This is a genomic window from Paenibacillus sp. NFR01 (genome assembly GCF_900111565.1).
GTDB lineage: Bacteria > Bacillota > Bacilli > Paenibacillales > Paenibacillaceae > Paenibacillus_AQ.
On sequence record NZ_FOIK01000002.1, the window covers coordinates 328,938 to 344,815 of the forward strand.

At 56.8% G+C, this 15,878-nt stretch carries 15 protein-coding genes; 8 read left to right on the forward strand and 7 right to left on the reverse strand.

Going from position 1 to position 15,878, the window contains the following annotated elements:
• Window positions 1-68: 68 nt before the first annotated feature.
• Both BMW84_RS12685 and BMW84_RS12690 read left to right on the forward strand, forming a co-directional pair.
• Window positions 69-596 (forward strand): phosphatase PAP2 family protein, encoded by a 528-nt coding sequence (locus BMW84_RS12685; RefSeq protein ID WP_091068881.1) that lies wholly within the window; start codon window positions 69-71, stop codon window positions 594-596.
• A gap of 57 nt (window positions 597-653) precedes the next feature.
• On the forward strand, window positions 654-1,769 hold the full coding sequence (locus BMW84_RS12690) for an MGDG synthase family glycosyltransferase (RefSeq protein WP_091068884.1): 1,116 nt from the start codon (window positions 654-656) through the stop codon (window positions 1,767-1,769).
• Window positions 1,770-1,891: 122 nt separating this feature from the next.
• Here the strand turns inward: BMW84_RS12690 and trmB are convergent, their stop codons facing one another.
• Together trmB and BMW84_RS12700 are read right to left on the reverse strand one after the other, a co-directional pair.
• On the reverse strand, window positions 1,892-2,608 hold the full coding sequence (gene trmB / locus BMW84_RS12695; protein ID WP_091068886.1) for a tRNA (guanosine(46)-N7)-methyltransferase TrmB: 717 nt from the start codon (window positions 2,606-2,608) through the stop codon (window positions 1,892-1,894).
• 186 nt (window positions 2,609-2,794) lie between these two features.
• The gene (locus BMW84_RS12700) at window positions 2,795-2,974 is read right to left on the reverse strand and encodes a hypothetical protein (protein WP_091068887.1); all 180 of its coding nucleotides are present in this window, start codon (window positions 2,972-2,974) and stop codon (window positions 2,795-2,797) included.
• Between the two features lie 340 nt (window positions 2,975-3,314).
• On the opposite strand from BMW84_RS12700, the gene BMW84_RS12705 reads away from it, so the two are divergent.
• From BMW84_RS12705 to BMW84_RS12720, 4 genes are all read left to right on the forward strand, one after another.
• Complete coding sequence (locus BMW84_RS12705) at window positions 3,315-4,262, forward strand: tRNA modification radical SAM protein MnmL/YtqA (RefSeq protein WP_091068891.1); 948 nt, start codon at window positions 3,315-3,317, stop codon at window positions 4,260-4,262.
• A gap of 167 nt (window positions 4,263-4,429) precedes the next feature.
• Window positions 4,430-5,038 carry a tRNA 5-(aminomethyl)-2-thiouridylate-methyltransferase MnmM gene (locus BMW84_RS12710; protein WP_091068893.1) on the forward strand — a complete coding sequence of 203 codons (609 nt, stop codon included), beginning with the start codon at window positions 4,430-4,432 and terminating at the stop codon, window positions 5,036-5,038.
• A 728-nt stretch (window positions 5,039-5,766) separates the two neighbouring features.
• Window positions 5,767-6,735, forward strand: a complete 969-nt coding sequence (locus tag BMW84_RS12715) for a type I phosphomannose isomerase catalytic subunit (protein ID WP_091068894.1) — start codon at window positions 5,767-5,769, stop codon at window positions 6,733-6,735.
• Between the two features lie 164 nt (window positions 6,736-6,899).
• Window positions 6,900-7,874, forward strand: coding sequence for an alpha/beta fold hydrolase (locus BMW84_RS12720; protein ID WP_091068897.1), 975 nt, complete (start codon window positions 6,900-6,902; stop codon window positions 7,872-7,874).
• A gap of 104 nt (window positions 7,875-7,978) precedes the next feature.
• Here the strand turns inward: BMW84_RS12720 and BMW84_RS12725 are convergent, their stop codons facing one another.
• From BMW84_RS12725 to recQ, 5 genes are all read right to left on the reverse strand, one after another.
• Window positions 7,979-8,212 (reverse strand): hypothetical protein, encoded by a 234-nt coding sequence (locus BMW84_RS12725; protein WP_091068899.1) that lies wholly within the window; start codon window positions 8,210-8,212, stop codon window positions 7,979-7,981.
• A gap of 53 nt (window positions 8,213-8,265) precedes the next feature.
• Window positions 8,266-8,931 (reverse strand): nucleotidyltransferase family protein, encoded by a 666-nt coding sequence (locus BMW84_RS12730; protein ID WP_254772972.1) that lies wholly within the window; start codon window positions 8,929-8,931, stop codon window positions 8,266-8,268.
• Complete coding sequence (locus BMW84_RS12735; RefSeq protein ID WP_091068901.1) at window positions 8,928-9,473, reverse strand: GNAT family N-acetyltransferase; 546 nt, start codon at window positions 9,471-9,473, stop codon at window positions 8,928-8,930. Before BMW84_RS12735 ends, BMW84_RS12730 begins: the two co-directional genes overlap by 4 nt.
• An 86-nt stretch (window positions 9,474-9,559) precedes the next feature.
• Entirely contained in the window at window positions 9,560-11,557 is a 1,998-nt protein-coding gene (locus tag BMW84_RS12740; protein WP_091068903.1) for a B12-binding domain-containing radical SAM protein, read from the reverse strand.
• 17 nt (window positions 11,558-11,574) lie between these two features.
• Window positions 11,575-13,407 (reverse strand): DNA helicase RecQ, encoded by a 1,833-nt coding sequence (gene recQ, locus BMW84_RS12745; RefSeq protein ID WP_091068905.1) that lies wholly within the window; start codon window positions 13,405-13,407, stop codon window positions 11,575-11,577.
• A 734-nt stretch (window positions 13,408-14,141) separates the two neighbouring features.
• Here recQ and BMW84_RS12750 point away from each other — a divergent pair.
• Entirely contained in the window at window positions 14,142-15,233 is a 1,092-nt protein-coding gene (locus BMW84_RS12750) for an RluA family pseudouridine synthase (RefSeq protein ID WP_091068908.1), read from the forward strand.
• Between the two features lie 203 nt (window positions 15,234-15,436).
• Window positions 15,437-15,856, forward strand: a complete 420-nt coding sequence (locus BMW84_RS12755) for a GNAT family N-acetyltransferase (protein ID WP_254772973.1) — start codon at window positions 15,437-15,439, stop codon at window positions 15,854-15,856.
• The last annotated feature ends 22 nt before the right edge of the window (window positions 15,857-15,878 follow it).

Consider the following 15,878-nt stretch of genomic DNA (forward strand, 5'->3'; position numbering starts at 1 on the left):
ATGATGCAGATTGAAATCGCTCTGGCAGCCTCAGCTCAGTAATCCGAATTATCGGAGGGACAGAAGACATGAGACCATTTTTCAAAAAAATGCATCAGCTGGAGCGGCGTCTGTTCAAATGGATCAACGGGCGTCTTCACAACCGTGTTCTGAATTTCTGGCTGTTCTACCTCACCCACCTGGGGGGAGCCACCTGTTCGATCGGCGTCAATTTGCTGATCTTCGCCTTTGCGCCGCAGCCTCTGCGGACAACCGGGCTTCAGGCGCTCACCGCTCTGGCGGTCAGCCATATTCCCGTCGCCATCGCCAAGCGGCTGTATCCGCGTCTGCGGCCTTACCTGGCGCTGCCGGACACGAACACGTTTCATAACCCGCTGAAGGATCATTCCTTCCCGTCGGGTCATACTACTGCTATCTTCGCCTCTACGGTTCCTTATATGATGGCATTCCCGCCTCTTGCCGTAATTCTGCTGCCGCTGGCCTGCATCATCGGGTTTTCCCGGATTTATCTCGGGCTGCATTATCCGACCGATGTATTCGCAGGCGCAGTGATCGGCAGCGCAGTGGCGGCGGGCACGATGGCCCTTTGGGTCTGATTTGCCAGCATGGATTCAGAATAGCGAAAACCATCGATGGAACAGGTGAATCAAACATTGCGTAAAAAAAGAGTGTTGTTGCTGTCCGAAGGTTTTGGCGCCGGCCATACCCAGGCGGCCTATGCGCTGTCAAGCAGCCTGCGCAAGCTGTCGCCCCAGGTATTACCCCGGGTGCTGGAGCTCGGGAATTTTCTGAATCCCAAAATGGCGCCGCTGATCGTGTCGGCTTACCGCAAAACGGTAACCTCCCAGCCCCGGCTTATGGGGTATGTATATCGTCATCAGAAATCATTCAATCGTCTTACCACGCTTGCCTTGCACCGCATATTTTATACGCATGCGCAAAATATTGTGAAGCAATTAAAGCCCGATATTATCGTGTGCACCCATTTTCTTCCCAGCGCCGTGGTCTCCCGCCTGAAACGGCTGGATTCCGGCTTCAAGGTGCCGCTCGTAACCGTAATTACCGACTACGACGCGCATGCCAGCTGGATCAGCCCGGAGGTCGACCGTTACCTCGTATCGACGCCGGAAGTCAAGGCCAAGCTCCGCAGACGCAGCGTGTCCGCAGCCAAAATCCAGGTGACCGGGATGCCGGTTCATCCCGATTTCTGGGAGCATCCGGGCAAAGACGAAATCATGGAACAGTTCGGCCTCCGGAAGCTGCCCACCGTGCTCGTGATGGGCGGCGGCTGGGGCATGATGAAGGACGAAATCGTCAACGAAGCGCTGGTTAGCTGGCGCGACCGGGTGCAGATCATCTTTTGTCTCGGCAAAAACGAAAAGCTGCTTAAAGAGATGAGGGAAGATCCGCGTTACCAGCATCCGAACATTACGCTGATCGGGTTCACCCGCGAAATCGACAAGCTGATGGAGGTATCGGACCTGCTGGTCACCAAACCCGGCGGCATGACCTGCAGCGAAGGCCTGGCGAAGGGCATTCCGATGCTCTTCCACAATCCGCTGCCGGGCCAAGAGGAAGAGAACTGCCGTTATTTCACGGAGGCGGGCTTCGGCGAACCGATCGTCACGCTTGAAGTCGTCGACAAATGGATGAACCGTCTGCTGCATGAGTACGACGACGTCGTGGCAAAGCGCAAAATCCATCTGGAGGAAATCGCCCGCTATCATCCGCTGCAGAGCGCCCTCAGCATCATCGAAATGCTGGAATAGAATTCCCCTTAAAGTGGAGCTATAAATTCGAAGCTGTCATCTTTTATCTTGCAAAAAAGGACCTTTCGCCAATAGCCGGAAGGTCCTTTTCCCATGTATGCAGTTTCTCTAAGCGGCCCGCGCTACAGACGGTATTTCGCCAGACGGGTCGCCTGATAGCGGCTCAGCGCTTCTTCGCCGACAATCGCCTCGCAGCGGTGGATGTTGACGCCGCGGTTATAGAACTTCGTTTCGTATTCGGTCATGACATGCTCTTCGTTGATGACGCCGTCCGTATGCAGATCAAGCGAGATATTTTTCATCTGCAGCCCGAAATCGGCAAACGAGTTGAGCGAAAATTCAAACAGGCTACGCGAGTCCGTCTTCAGGTGAATTTCGCCCAGACTGCTAAGCAGTCCCTTGTATTTATCCAAAAAGCGCGGGTGGGTCAAACGGCGGCGTGCATGTTTCGCCTTCGGCCACGGATCGCTGAAGTTCAGATAGATCCGCTCAAGCTCCGCCGGCGCAAACACTTCCTCCGCATAATCGATATTGGCCAAAACGACTTTGAGGTTGGGCGGCGTTTCCAGGCCTTCCGGCGCCCACGCCGCTCTTGCCTTCTCTGCGGCGCGGCGGATCAGTTCGTCGAACATATCCACGCCGATAAAGTTGATCTCCGGGTATTTGCGGCTCATCTGGCTGATAAACTGTCCTTTGCCCATTCCGAATTCCACATGGATCGGATGGTCGTTGCCGAACAATTCAGCCCAGCGTCCTTTATAGCTTCGCGGGTCCAGAACAACCAGATCGGGCTGCTGCTCCAGACTTTCGCGTATTCCTTTTCTTCCGCGTAAACGCATCGATATTCCTCCGCTTATCTTCATTCGGTTACTGACTACTTGCAATATTGTGCCGAACTTGTCCGTAAAAGTAAAGCGGTTTTCGGCAAAAAAGGAAAAGGAATTCCCGCGCCCCGCAGGGCTGACGGAAATTCCTTCGCGCAAAACATTCTATTTGGAATTGGGGTCCACGGGCCTTAAGTGACATTACTTGGTTGGAGCATTAAAGTCGAATGTCTTTTCGAAAGCATTGCGGATCTTCCGCTGCGCTTCGCTTTTGATTTTATGGTTGCCGTTAAATTCCACGCCGGTCAGCGCAAGCGCTTCATCCGGAGTCAGCTGGACGTCAATGGAACCTCTTTCTGGAGTTGCCGTTTGAGAATTCATCATGATCACCTCTTGGGTAATAGTATAGGCAGGACAACACCAACTTATGAATTCAGTACCCTAATTTTTTAGCGACAAATCAACGTTTTTACACTTTAAATATAACATAAGGTGTAAGCATTAACAAGTTGCAAACAGGCCTGAATGCCCATTTTTTTAGCCTATTTTGTACAATCAAAAGTACGGTTCAAAGGGGGCACATCTTTTTGAGGCCGAAATCAGAATCGCCCCAAAGAATGCATATCGGGTTCAACCTCGGAGTTACGCTGGATGAGGATTTTTGGTACAATGAAAAAGGTTCATTTGAAATTTCATGAAAGGAGCCGCGACTTTGAGTCTTATGCACGCTTCATCCCCGCTGATGTGGGGAGATAAACGTTTTCATACCTGGAACTACGAGATGCACCGTCAGCTGGACACCAAGGTGTTCAAGGTCATGCTGGATGCAGGATTCACCTGCCCGAACCGCGACGGCTCCATCGCCAAGGGCGGATGTACCTTCTGCAGCGCCAGAGGCTCGGGCGATTTTGCCGGAAGCCGCCGCGATGATCTCGTCACCCAATTCAATAAAGTGCGCGACCGGCAGCATTTGAAATGGCCGAACGCGAAGTATATCGGCTATTTCCAGGCTTACACCAACACGTACGCTCCGGTAGAGGATCTGCGGGAATATTACGAGGTTATTCTGGAGCAGCCCGGCGTCGTCGGCTTGTCCATCGCCACCCGGCCGGACTGCCTGCCGGACGATGTCGTCGAGTATCTTGCCGAGCTGAATCAGCGCACCTACCTGTGGGTCGAGATGGGTCTGCAAACGATCCACGAATCCACGTCGACGCTGATCAACCGGGCACATGATACGCAATGTTATGAGGAAGCCGTCGAGAAATTGCGCAAGCACGGCATCCGCGTCTGCACGCATATCATTCACGGGCTTCCGCAGGAAACCCATGAAATGATGCTGGAGACGGTATCGGCCGTGTCGAAGATGGATGTGCAGGGCATCAAAATCCATCTGCTGCATCTGATGCGCAAAACGCCGATGGTCAAGCAGTACGAAGCCGGCCTGCTGCGATTCCTGGAGCAGGACGAATACGTCAAGCTCATTGTCGATTCGCTGGAGCTGCTGCCGCCCGAGATGATCGTTCACCGCCTGACCGGCGACGCGCCGCGCGATCTTCTGATCGGCCCGATGTGGAGCCTCAAGAAATGGGAAGTGCTGAATGCCATCGACAACGAGCTGATCGCCCGCGATTCGTGGCAGGGCAAGTTCTGGCGGGGACAACAGTAATACCCTGGGGAATGCAAGGCGTGTAAGGCATATGCCGACTCTGCTCCCGCAGGGCTGCCGGCTAGCGGCAAGATGATCCGGTGGGAGGGCTGATGCGAGGGACTGCTCGCTATGCTTTCCCGCCGGGCTGCCAGCTAGCGAAAAGATTTATTGTGGAGGATTCAAGCATGGGGTTTCTTTCTGTACTCAGTTTCGCCCACAAGCTGGCCGGCGAGCGCCTCGATGCCGGCGGCCGGGCCATTGACGCCACCGTGGGCACCGGTGCGGACACGCTGTTCCTCGCCAAGGCGGCGGGGCCGCGCGGCGGGGTGTTCGGGTTTGACATCCAGCCCGCCGCGCTCGGGCTGGCGGAAGATCGCCTGCGGCTGGCCCGCGAGGAGAGTCCGGGCGCGCTTGCGCCCGTGACGCTCCTCGCGCAGAGCCACGCGGCGATGCTGGAGGCCGTTCCGCCGGATTGGCGCGGAACGGTGTCCGCGGTGATGTTCAACCTCGGCTATCTGCCGGCGGCGGATGCCGATAAGACGATCATCACCGAAACCGCGAGCACGCTCGCGGCCATGGATGCCGCCCTCGCGCTGCTGCGCCCGGGCGGCATCGTCACCGCCGTGCTCTACCCGGGCCATTCCGGCGGCGATGCGGAAGCCGCCGCCGTGGAAGCCTGGGCGGCGTCCCTCGCCCCGCAGGCTGCGCAAAGCATCATTTACCGCCAGCTCCAGCGCGCAAATGCGCCGTACGTCGTGGCGGTAGAGAAAAAGGGCGGCCGCTCCAGCGCTTGAGCCTCTTTTTTCAGATCCAAACGCCGAAGGGAATAACCGCATATTTGCCGCCAACGGCGAAAGTTTGCGGCCCTCCGGCTACTTTGCACTAAGCGGTTGCTATACTGCTGAATGGGCTGCTTAACACTACTGGTGGCTGTGACTGCGGACTTGATTGCTGTTTCCAACTATCAGTTGTTATACTGCTGACTTGACCAGAGGTCAGCTAATGGACATGAGCGCCGCTATTTTACGAAAATGGACTTATTTCCCGGACTAACGGACATGAGCGCCTTTATTAAGCAACAATCGGCGTTTTTTCCAAGGTTTTTGTGAAATAACGGCTCCTGGGTCCGTAAGAACGCAGAATGCTGGTCTTTTAACAAAATAACGGCTCTCATGTCCGTTAGTACCAACATGAATCTCCATGCATCTACAAGCGGCTACATGCGCAACGTGAAAGCGAACCGCGGAGCCTAATTCCAACCCTCAGGCCAGATGCCCCGCCGAATATGGAACATCCTGCTCCATATGGTTACAGGCATGCCCGCTAAACAAAACATCCTGCTCCTATGGTACCTGTATACCTGGTATTCTGGCTGCAGCACAGGTGGACCAACGCGTAATCGCACTAACTGAAGCTTCGTTACCGCTTTACCTTTTTCTACAGCTGAAGCGGACTTTTTTTATACACAAGGCAACTCCTTCTTTGCAATCCTAATCCTAACTATTGAGAGGACGATGCAGTGATGACAAAACCTTATCCTTTGAAATTCGAACCGGAATTTAAAGAAAGAGTCTGGGGCGGACGGGCGCTCGAAACCTTTGGGCTGAACCTGCCGGAAGGCCATATCGGCGAAGGCTGGATGATCGCGGACCATCCGAACGGCATTTCTTCGGTTGTGAACGGCGAGCTGGCCGGGCTTGGCCTGGATGCGATCCGTGAACGTTTTGGCCGCGAGTGGTTTGGCAGCAAAGGGTATTCCGAGGACGGCGGACGTTTCCCGCTGCTCATCAAGCTCCTGGATTGCAACGACAATTTGTCGGTTCAAGTGCATCCGACGGACGATTATGAAGGCCTCCCGAAAGGCGAGCTGGGCAAAACCGAAATGTGGTACGTGCTTGACGCCAAACCGGGCGCCAAAATCATCTATGGCCTCAAGGACGGCGTCACCCGCGAAACCTTGCGCGAAGCGCTGGAAAACGGTACGGTGATGGACAGCCTGCAGGAAGTAACCGTCTCGGCGGGAGACGCTTTTTACATTCCGGCCGGAACCGTGCATGCCCTGTGCGCCGGAGTCGTTGTGGCGGAAATTCAGCAGAACTCGGACACTACATACCGGATTTACGACTACGATCGTCCGGGACTAGACGGCAAACCGCGCGAGCTGCACATTGAGGATTCCTTGAACGTTACCGCTTACGAAGGCGCCGGTGCCACGTCGATGAAAACGGATAGCGCCGTTCCCGGCGAATGGCTGCAGATCGCGTCGTCTCCGTATTTTATCGTGGAAAAAGGGCTCGTGAGCGGAGAATGGAATCTCTCCACCACCGGTGACAGCTTCACGATTCTCGTGATCTGCGAAGGCAGCGGGCACTTGACCTGGGAAGGCGGCTCACAGCCATACGCCGCCGGCGAATGCTACCTCCTTCCGGCCAGCCTCGGCGCTTACGGCATCGAAGGCCAGGCCACCGTGCTGCGCTCCTACTTGCCATAAGCGATGGAGCGCGAAATCGTCAGTTTCATAAAAAATATCGGATGATCAACAGCATCCCGGTTGCAGCCCCAGGAGCAGTTCCTGCGTTTGACGATCCGGGATGCTGTTTTTGTACGCAGGCGGGAATACTGCTGGCTATCGATGAAAAAACGGGAGATGAGCCGATGGAGGAACTGCAATTTCAAATGACCGATCCGCTTGGCGTAATTATTCAGGCGTATGCATGGCTGCCGGCAGAGGGTATTCCGCTGCGGGGAATCGTACAGATTTCACACGGAATGTGCGAGACGGCGGGCCGGTATGCCCGTTTCGCGGAGGCTATAACGGCGGCAGGATTCGCGGTGTACGCCAACGATCACAGGGGCCACGGGGCGACCGCCGGCCACGAGGATCTGCTGGGCGATGTCGGTGAGGACGGCTTTTACTGGATGCGGCGCGACATGCTGCAGCTCGGCAGCATCGCACAGGAGCGCCATGTGGGACTGCCCATGTACCTGCTGGCGCATAGCATGGGTTCCTTTCTGGCGCAAAAGCTGATGTGCGAACCGGGGCATGAGGTCTATGCCGGTTTTATCCTCAGCGGCACCAACGGGCCGCGCAGCATGCTGCGCTTCGGAGAATCGCTCGCGGGAGCGCAGGTTGCGGTTCAGGGGAATTTGCACCGCAGCCTGCTGCTCAATGCCGCCGTGTTTGGGCCGTACAACCGCAGCTTCGCTCCGGTTCGGACGCCTTTCGACTGGTTGAGCAGCGACAACGCGGAGGTGGACCGTTTTATCGCCGATCCGATGTGCGGAGCCATTTGCACGGCGCGTTTTTTTCGGGATTTTTTCCGGCTGCTGCGCAGTCTGCACACCCGGGAGACCTTAAGCGCGCTCTGCATCGACAAACCGGTCTATCTGTTCTCCGGCGCCAAAGATCCGGTAGGCCTGGCCGGCAAAGGCGTCCTTCGCCTGGCGGAGATTTACCGAAAACGGGGAATTCGCGATATGGAGTACAAGCTGTATCCCGGCGGCCGGCATGAAATGCTAAACGAGGTCAACCGAGACGAGGTAACCGCAAATGTGCTGGATTGGCTGGAGCGGCATTTGCCGGGGAAGCAGCCGGAGCAACCTGGGGCAACCGTCCCGAGATCGGTGTAACTGTTACGGAGGCGGGGTTACAGAGAAAGGGTTGCGGAGAGCGGGTTGCCGATTGATTGCCAACCAAAAAAAACCTCCCTTAACAACCCAAAGAGCCCGGCCTCTCAGCCGAGCTCTCCGAGCAAAGTTCCCATAGCAATCAGTACTGCAAGCACAAATGCCAGCCCCATGCTCAGCGTCAGCGAGACGGCTGACCAAACAACGTCGGCTTTGCACGCTAAGCGGTAAAAGCTGATCACGCCGAGCCCGAACGCGAGCAGAACCGGAATCAGCAGAATCGCAATATAACGTTCATGATCGGATACGGGCAGTATACTCAGAAAAAAAGCCCAGCACAAAAGGGACTAGCCCAGCGAGCCTCGCCTCGCCTGCTTCATATCACCACTCCGTTTCACCAGCGGATTTCCCGCAGCTCCGGCCACTTTTGGCGCCATTTTGCGGATTTGCCAAGGTAGATCGCCTCATTGATCAGCGTTTTGTTCGGACGGAGCGTCAGCGTGAACAGGTCATCCAGTCCGAACGGCGCGTAAATACACCATTCGCCCGTACGCTCCAGCCGTGCGCCAAGTGAGGTTGCTGTCGTCGGCCAGCTGTCGATAGCCGCCTCGAGCGACGGGTAAGGCTCAAGAGGGATGCCAAATTTGCCGTGATACCACCGATGAACCCTTGCCTGGTTCTTAAGATCCACGGGAAACGGGATGTCCGCAAAAACTTTCGTCACCCTCGCATCCATCCGGGTTTCGCCCGTTTCGCTCAAATCGTCCGCATCGTAATAAACGAGGTCGATGTCTTTAACGCCGTAATCTGCTGCACGCCCGGTCAAGGTATTCCATACCGTCTGCACCAGGCAGCCCGCGCCGACATAATACGGAAACGGCTCCAGACGCCGGGCTTTGGCAAAAACCTCGTTGAGCAGCGGGCTGCATTCCCATATATCCAGAAGCCGGTCCAGGTACGGCATCTCTGCCTGGTCGCTTCGGCTGCCACTCTCTTGGCCCTCTCTTCGCCTCATTCCCTCTTTCCGCTTCATCCCCGGTCCGCTGTCCGGAGTTGTCATTCCGCCACTTCCTTATCCAGCCATGCTTCCTTCTTCAGCTTATACTGTAAAATCCGCTGCGGCCCGTGCAGACCCTCACGGCGGAGGCCGTTGTCGCGAAAGCCCGCTTTCAGGTACAGCCGGGCGGCTGCAGCATTTTTCACGTTGACGGCCAGTACGATTTCATCGGCGCCCGGAAAATGGACTTTGGCAAAATCCGGCAGCAAAGCCAGGGAACGGGTACCTGCGCCATGGCTCTGCATTTTATAGTCGATCAGATAAGCCCTTAAAAGTACCGCGCGTGGATTCCCGGCAGCAAAATCGCGTACAGCTTCACCCACGTGCAGAATGAAAAATCCCGCCGCCACCCCGTCCTGCAGCACAACGACCGGCAGCTTCTGCGGATCGGCGATGGCGGCATCCAGCGTTTCGGCCGGCAGCGCGGTAAAGACGAGCTGCTCCGGAGGCAGATAGAAGTCCAACAGCGCCTCCCGGTATTTTTCCGTGAAAGCTTCCAGCCTGACCTTGCTGCTTATCCTTTCATCCCTAACGCCATGGTCCATGGTCGTCCTCCTCCCCGCTCCCTCTCAACACACAAATCGTCAGAGAAAGTTTCATTCAACCGGTGCTCGCGGAAATGATCGCCCGTTTACCCGAGCGGCAGCGAGAGAAACCGCGCCTTTTCCGTCTCGTCCTGCTGATACAGCACCACCAGCAGCGTACCGCCGGTGCGAGCCGTCTGCTGCGCCTTATGGCCGGAGACAGCTGCGCTGACTGCCGGAACGTTTTCTTGCACGGATGCCGAGATTTCGGTCGAAGCCGGCGCTTTTACAGCTACAGCAATATTGGCCTTCTGCTCTTCCGCCGATTCCGGTGCTTCCGTCGTCCCGGCCTTACCCGTACCATCCTCTGCTGTCTGGGCAGCTTCGGCCACATCATTTTCTCCCGGCAACTCATGAAGTACAGCATCCGCCCGCAGCCCGGAAATCGACGCCAGCACCGAATCCAGATCAAACGGCAGCGCTTCGAGCACCGCGATTTTTTGCAGCTCCCGTTCGTTTACGTTGCCCTGCGCCACTCTGACCGGATATCGCTCCGGATTGGCCGCAATCTCTTTGAGATATTTGGACCAGTCGGACTTGTCCATCCGTTCCTCCCACCAGATTTTGCGCGGCTTATATTTATGTCCGAGGAAATAATCCAGCTTCATCAGTCCGGTCACGATGTCCATGGACGGCGTATCCCGGTCCGTTAGAAAGGCCAGCAATCGGGTAAACAGATCCTCGAGCTGATGCCCGATTTTTTGCCAGCCGCGCGCTTCCCAATAATCGCCGAACTCCTGGAAAAAATCGAACGGGGAGTCGAACACGTGGCGGATGAGATATTTCATCGTGTGATCCAGCCGGTGGCTGTTCCAGTATTTCTCCAGCACGTCCTCCAGCCGCTTCAGCCGGATGATGTCTTTAAAAGACAGCTTATGGCTGCTCAAAATCTCATACGGCGCATGCTCCATGTAGACGTAGTCGTATTTGGCCGCCTGGGCGCGCAGGCCGGTGCCGCGCAGCATTTTGAGAAAACCGAGCTGCAGCTCCTCCGGCTCCATCACGAACACGTCGTTGAACGTTTTGCGGAAGGTCGCATAATCCTCCATCGGCAGGCCCGCGATCAAATCGAGATGCTGGTCGATGTTGCCGCTCGCTTTAATCTTCATGACTGTGCGCGACAGCTTGGCGAAATTTTGCCGCCGCTTCACCAGCTCGTTCGTCTCGTCGTTCGTCGACTGCACCCCGATCTCGAACCGGAAGATGCCGGGAGGAGCATTAGTCGCCAAAAAATCAAGCACCTCGGGACGCATAATATCCGCCGTTATTTCAAACTGGAACACGCAGCCCTGGTGGTTGTCGATCAGGAACTGGAACATCTCCATCGCGTAATTGCGGTTGATGTTGAAGGTACGGTCGAGGAACTTGATCACTTTCGCGCCGTTCTCGATCAGGTACAGCAAATCGGACTTCACCCGCTCGATATCGTAATACCGCACGCCCACCTCGATGCTGGACAAGCAGAACTGGCAGTTGAACGGGCAGCCCCGGCTGGTCTCGAAATAGACGATCCGCTTGCTGAGATCCGGGAGGTCATCCGGAAATCGGTGCGGCGTCGGCAAAGTGTTCAGATCGCTTTTCGGCCGCGGCGGGTTCATGACGGCTTCGCCTTCTTTGGTACGGTAGGCCGCGCCGAACACAAAATGGAACCGGCGTTCATCCCGCAGCTCCTGCAGCAGATGGTGGAAGGTCTCTTCTCCGTCGCCATTAACGATAAAATCCACCCCCGGCACGCGGTTCATCCAGTACAGCGGCTCATAGCTTACCTCCGGACCGCCCAGCACGATCGTTACCTCGGGCATTACCTGCTTGAGGATGCCGACCAGCTTGGCCGTCTCTTCGATGTTCCAGATGTAGCAGGAGAAGCCGATGACATCGGGCTTTCGTTCAAACAGGTCGGACACGATGTTCATCACGGGATCTTTGATGGTGTATTCCGCCAGTTCGATATCCGGAAACTCTTGCTGGCTGTAAGCCTTCAGCAGGCGAATGGCCAGCGAGGTGTGGATATATTTGGCGTTCAGTGTTGCCAGGACGATTCTCATGTCTTGTTCAACCTTCTTTACAGTTCATTTTGGAAAAAGTTGAGGAACGGCTTGCCGTATTTGCGGTATTTGACTTCCCCGACGCCTTTGATATTCAGCATTTCATTTTCCGTCTGCGGGCAAACCACGCTCATCTCGCGCAGCGTCGCATCATTGAAAATCACGTAGGACGGCACATGCTCGCGTCCCGCCAGTTCGCGGCGGATCAGACGCAGCTGCTCGAACACCGTCTCGTTGACCGCCGACGGGGAGTCGTCGCGGTAACGGCGGCTGCGACCGGAAGAAGCGCCGCTGGTTACGGTAGGCCGGGCCACGCGCTGCTCCACCGCGCGCTGCCCGCGCAGCACCTCGGCGGCCAGCGGCTGCAGCCGCACGACCGGATACTGGCCTTCGGACAAGGCCAGATAGCCCTCCGAGATCAGCACGTTGATGATCTCGGTGATTTCCTTTTCGGTGCGGGACGACATCGCGCCATGGGTGGGCAGACGGTCGAAGCCGTACTGCACCACCTTTTGGTTGCGCGAGCCCTTCAGCACCGAGGCTACGAGCGCGACGCCGAACCGTTCGCGCATGCGGTGGATGCAGGAGAAGATCTTCTGCGCATCCACGGTCATGTCCACCAGCTCCCGCTCATCGGTGCAGGAGCTGCAGATGCCGCAGTCCTTCGCCCCGTGCGTCTCGCCGAAATACTCCAGCTGCGCGGTGCGCAGGCAGCGCGTCGTGTAGCAATAGTCGATCATCTGCTGCAGCTTGCGATATTCGTTCGCTTTGCGGTCCGAATCCTGCGGATTCTGCTCGATCAGGAACTTCTGCGTCATGATGTCCTGCGCGCTGAACAGCAGGATGCATTCGCTCGGCTCGCCGTCGCGTCCGGCGCGGCCCGCCTCCTGCACGTATGCCTCCATGTTCTTCGGCATGTTGTAGTGAATGACATACCGCACGTTCGACTTGTCGATGCCCATGCCGAACGCGTTCGTCGCCACGATGACGCGGATATCGTCGTACAGGAACGCCTCCTGGCTGTCGGCCCGTTCCTGGTCGCTCATGCCGGCATGATACCGCCCGGCGGCGATGCCTGCGCCCAGCAGCCGCTGGTACAGGTCGTCCACCTCTTTTCGGGTGGCCGCATAAATGATGCCCGGCTGATGCGTGTGCCGGGCCGTGTAGTCGAGCACGAACTCGCGTTTGTTCTCGCCGCGCAGCACCGACATGGCCAGGTTATCCCGGCCGAGTCCGGTGACGAACACCTCCGGCTGGCGCAGGCGCAGCAGCCGGAGCATGTCCTCCATGACCTCCGGCGTCGCCGTAGCTGTAAAGCCCGCCAGAATCGGCCGCCGGGGCAGCGATTCTACGAACGGCGCCACCGCCAGGTAGCTGGTGCGGAAGTCATGGCCCCACTGCGACACGCAGTGGGCTTCGTCCACGGCAACGCAGGAGATGTCCATTGCGGCCATCTCCTCGCGGAACCAGTCCAGCTCCAGCCGCTCCGGCGCGACGTAGAGCAGCTTGAGGTCGCCGCGGCGGGCGGCGCGCAGCCGCTCGTTCGCTTCTTTGCCGCTCAGCGTACTGTTAATGTACGCGGCGGCAATGCCCGCAGTGGTGAGCGCGTCGACCTGATCCTTCATCAGGGAGATCAGCGGCGACACCACCAGCGTCAGGCCCGGCATCAGGAGCGCCGGCACCTGATAGCAGATCGATTTGCCGCCCCCGGTCGGCATAATGCCGAGGGTGTCGCGGCCGTCCAGCAGGCTGTGGACGATTTTTTTCTGGCCTTCCCGGAAATCGGGGTAGCCATAATATTTTTGCAGCATTTCCTGCGCTTGTTCCATCGTTGGGGCTTGCTTGTTCATAACGGTCATAACTCCTTAAAGCTTGGTCTCTTTAGTTTACCGGGCAATGGAATAATGAGCAACCGCCTGGAAGATGGCTTGGTAACGAAGACAGGATAATTTTGTAAAATAATCAGCCGGGCTTACCGGCAGTTTTCCGTTGCTGCACGCCCATCGGCCTATCCCCTTGCTGCCCTAACGGACACCAGCGCCGCTATTTGCTGGGAAATGCGTCATTTCCCGGCCTAACGGACCTGAGAGCCGTTATTTGGGGTTTTTAGTGTGTTTTAGGGCAAGTTGGGAGGCAATAGCGGCGCTCAGGTCCGTTAGTTTGCGAAAAAGGCATATTTCTGCGAAATAGCGGCGCTCAGGTCCGTTAGCAGCTCCTCGGGGCGGCGGTAAGTGGTTAGCAATGGCAGAAGTGGGGCGAGTAGTTGAGCGAGTAGTTGAGCGAGTAGTTGAGCTAGCAGTTGAACTAGCAGTTGAGCTAGCAATTGAGCTAGCAGTTGAGCTAGCAGTTGAACTAGCAGTTGAATAGTGAGTTACCAGCATGTGGCTGGCGAGCGACCCTCAAATGCCCTACAGTATAGGCCGCCAGAGATAACCGGCAGGCTGCCCCACCTATCCTGTACCTAAGCAGCGGATAGCCTCCCATTACTCCCTTAAGGCAGCAACCCTCTCCCCTGATTCGTAGCATTTCGCCCATGCCCATGGTATATTGAAATGTACAATCCAAAGGGACGGAGAATGACTCCATGAATACAAGACGACCATCGCAAGACAAATCGAGCCGCAGCCCGCGGCAAGCGAATGCCGCAGGAAAACGGAGCGGCGCAGAGCGCAAACAAGGCGCATTATCCGGTAAAGGCAGCGGGAAAAATGCAGCGGGCAGCAAGCTGCAGCGCGGACGCGGACCCGGCGCCAAACCACAACGCGGAGCCGCAACTGACGCCAAAACCTTAGCGCCGCTTCGCAGCTTCCAGGTGGCCGAGCCCGCCGAACTGCTGCCTTTTCTGCTGGAGCATATGACCGGAAAAGGCCGCAATGCCGTGAAGGCCATCCTTACCCGCGGCCAGGTTACGGTGAACGGCCAGCCGCTGACGCGCCACAACTACCCGCTCAAGGCGGGCGACAACGTTGCCGTCAACCTGGAAAAGCCCGCAGAAGTCAAACCGCTTACCCTGCTGACCATCCTCTACGAAGACAATGACATAATCGTCATTGAAAAAGAGGCCGGGCTGCTCTCCATCTCCACCGGCGACGAAACGGAACTGACCGCCTACCGCCAGCTGATGGATTACGTGCGGATCGCCAATCCAAAAAACCGGATTTTTGTCGTCCACCGGCTGGACCGCGACACCTCAGGTGTCATGATGTTCGCGAAAAGCGAAAAAATCCAGCAGGCGCTGCAGGACAACTGGAAGGAAGCCGTCAAGGAGCGCGCCTATGTCGCGTTGGTCGAAGGCGCTGTGAAAAAGCCCGAGGGCACGATCAGCTCGTGGCTTAAAGAAACGTCGACGCTGAAAATGTACTCCAGTCCGCATGAAGGCGACGGCCAGCATGCCGTGACGCATTATAAGCTGATTCAAGGAAACCGGCATTTTTCGCTGCTGGACGTGCATCTGGAGACCGGACGCAAAAATCAGATCCGCGTGCACCTGTCCGATATCGGCCACCCGATCGCCGGCGACAAGAAATACGGCGCAGAAACCAAAGCCGTGGGACGGCTGGGCCTTCACGCCCGGATCCTGTCGTTCACGCATCCGACAACGGGTGAGCTGTTGACCTTTGAGAGCGATATTCCGAAAACTTTCCTGAAATATACGGCGCCTGCACCGACCCATTGATCCCTTGCGCAGGTGTTTTTGCCTCGAGGCAGCCTTGGGGACCTTTTCAGAGGCTCGGATGCAATACAGGTTCAATGGCCAACACACTTCCGCCAAAGAAAGGAGCGCGATAACCATGGAGTATGCCAATAGGTTCATCGCCGGATAAGGCGGTTCATCGAAAAATGTGCCGCCTCCTATTTTAGAGCGCGGAGGAATGGATCATGACAGAATTAATGAACTTGGAGATTGTTGAACGGCTCCCATCGGTAGAGGAGCATCTCATGCTGTGGACATCCGTCGGCTGGGGCGAAGTGAACACGAAGATGACGGCGGCCTCGCTGGCCGGTTCCGTCTACGGGCTGACCGTCCGGCACGAGGGGCAGACCATCGGCATGGGCCGGATCGTCGGCGACGGCCACATGTACTTTTACATCCAGGATATCGCGGTCTTACCGGAGTATCAGGGGCAAGGCATCGGCCAAATGATCGTTGAAGCGCTGCTCGGCTACATTCAGAGTCACAGTGAATCCGGCGCTTTCGTCGGCCTGTTCGCTTCGCACGGCAACGATACGTTCTACGAGCGGTACGGCTTCCGCAATCATGCGCCGGGCATGACCGGCATGTTCAAGGTCGTGGAGTAATCGAAGAAAAATAACGGCATCT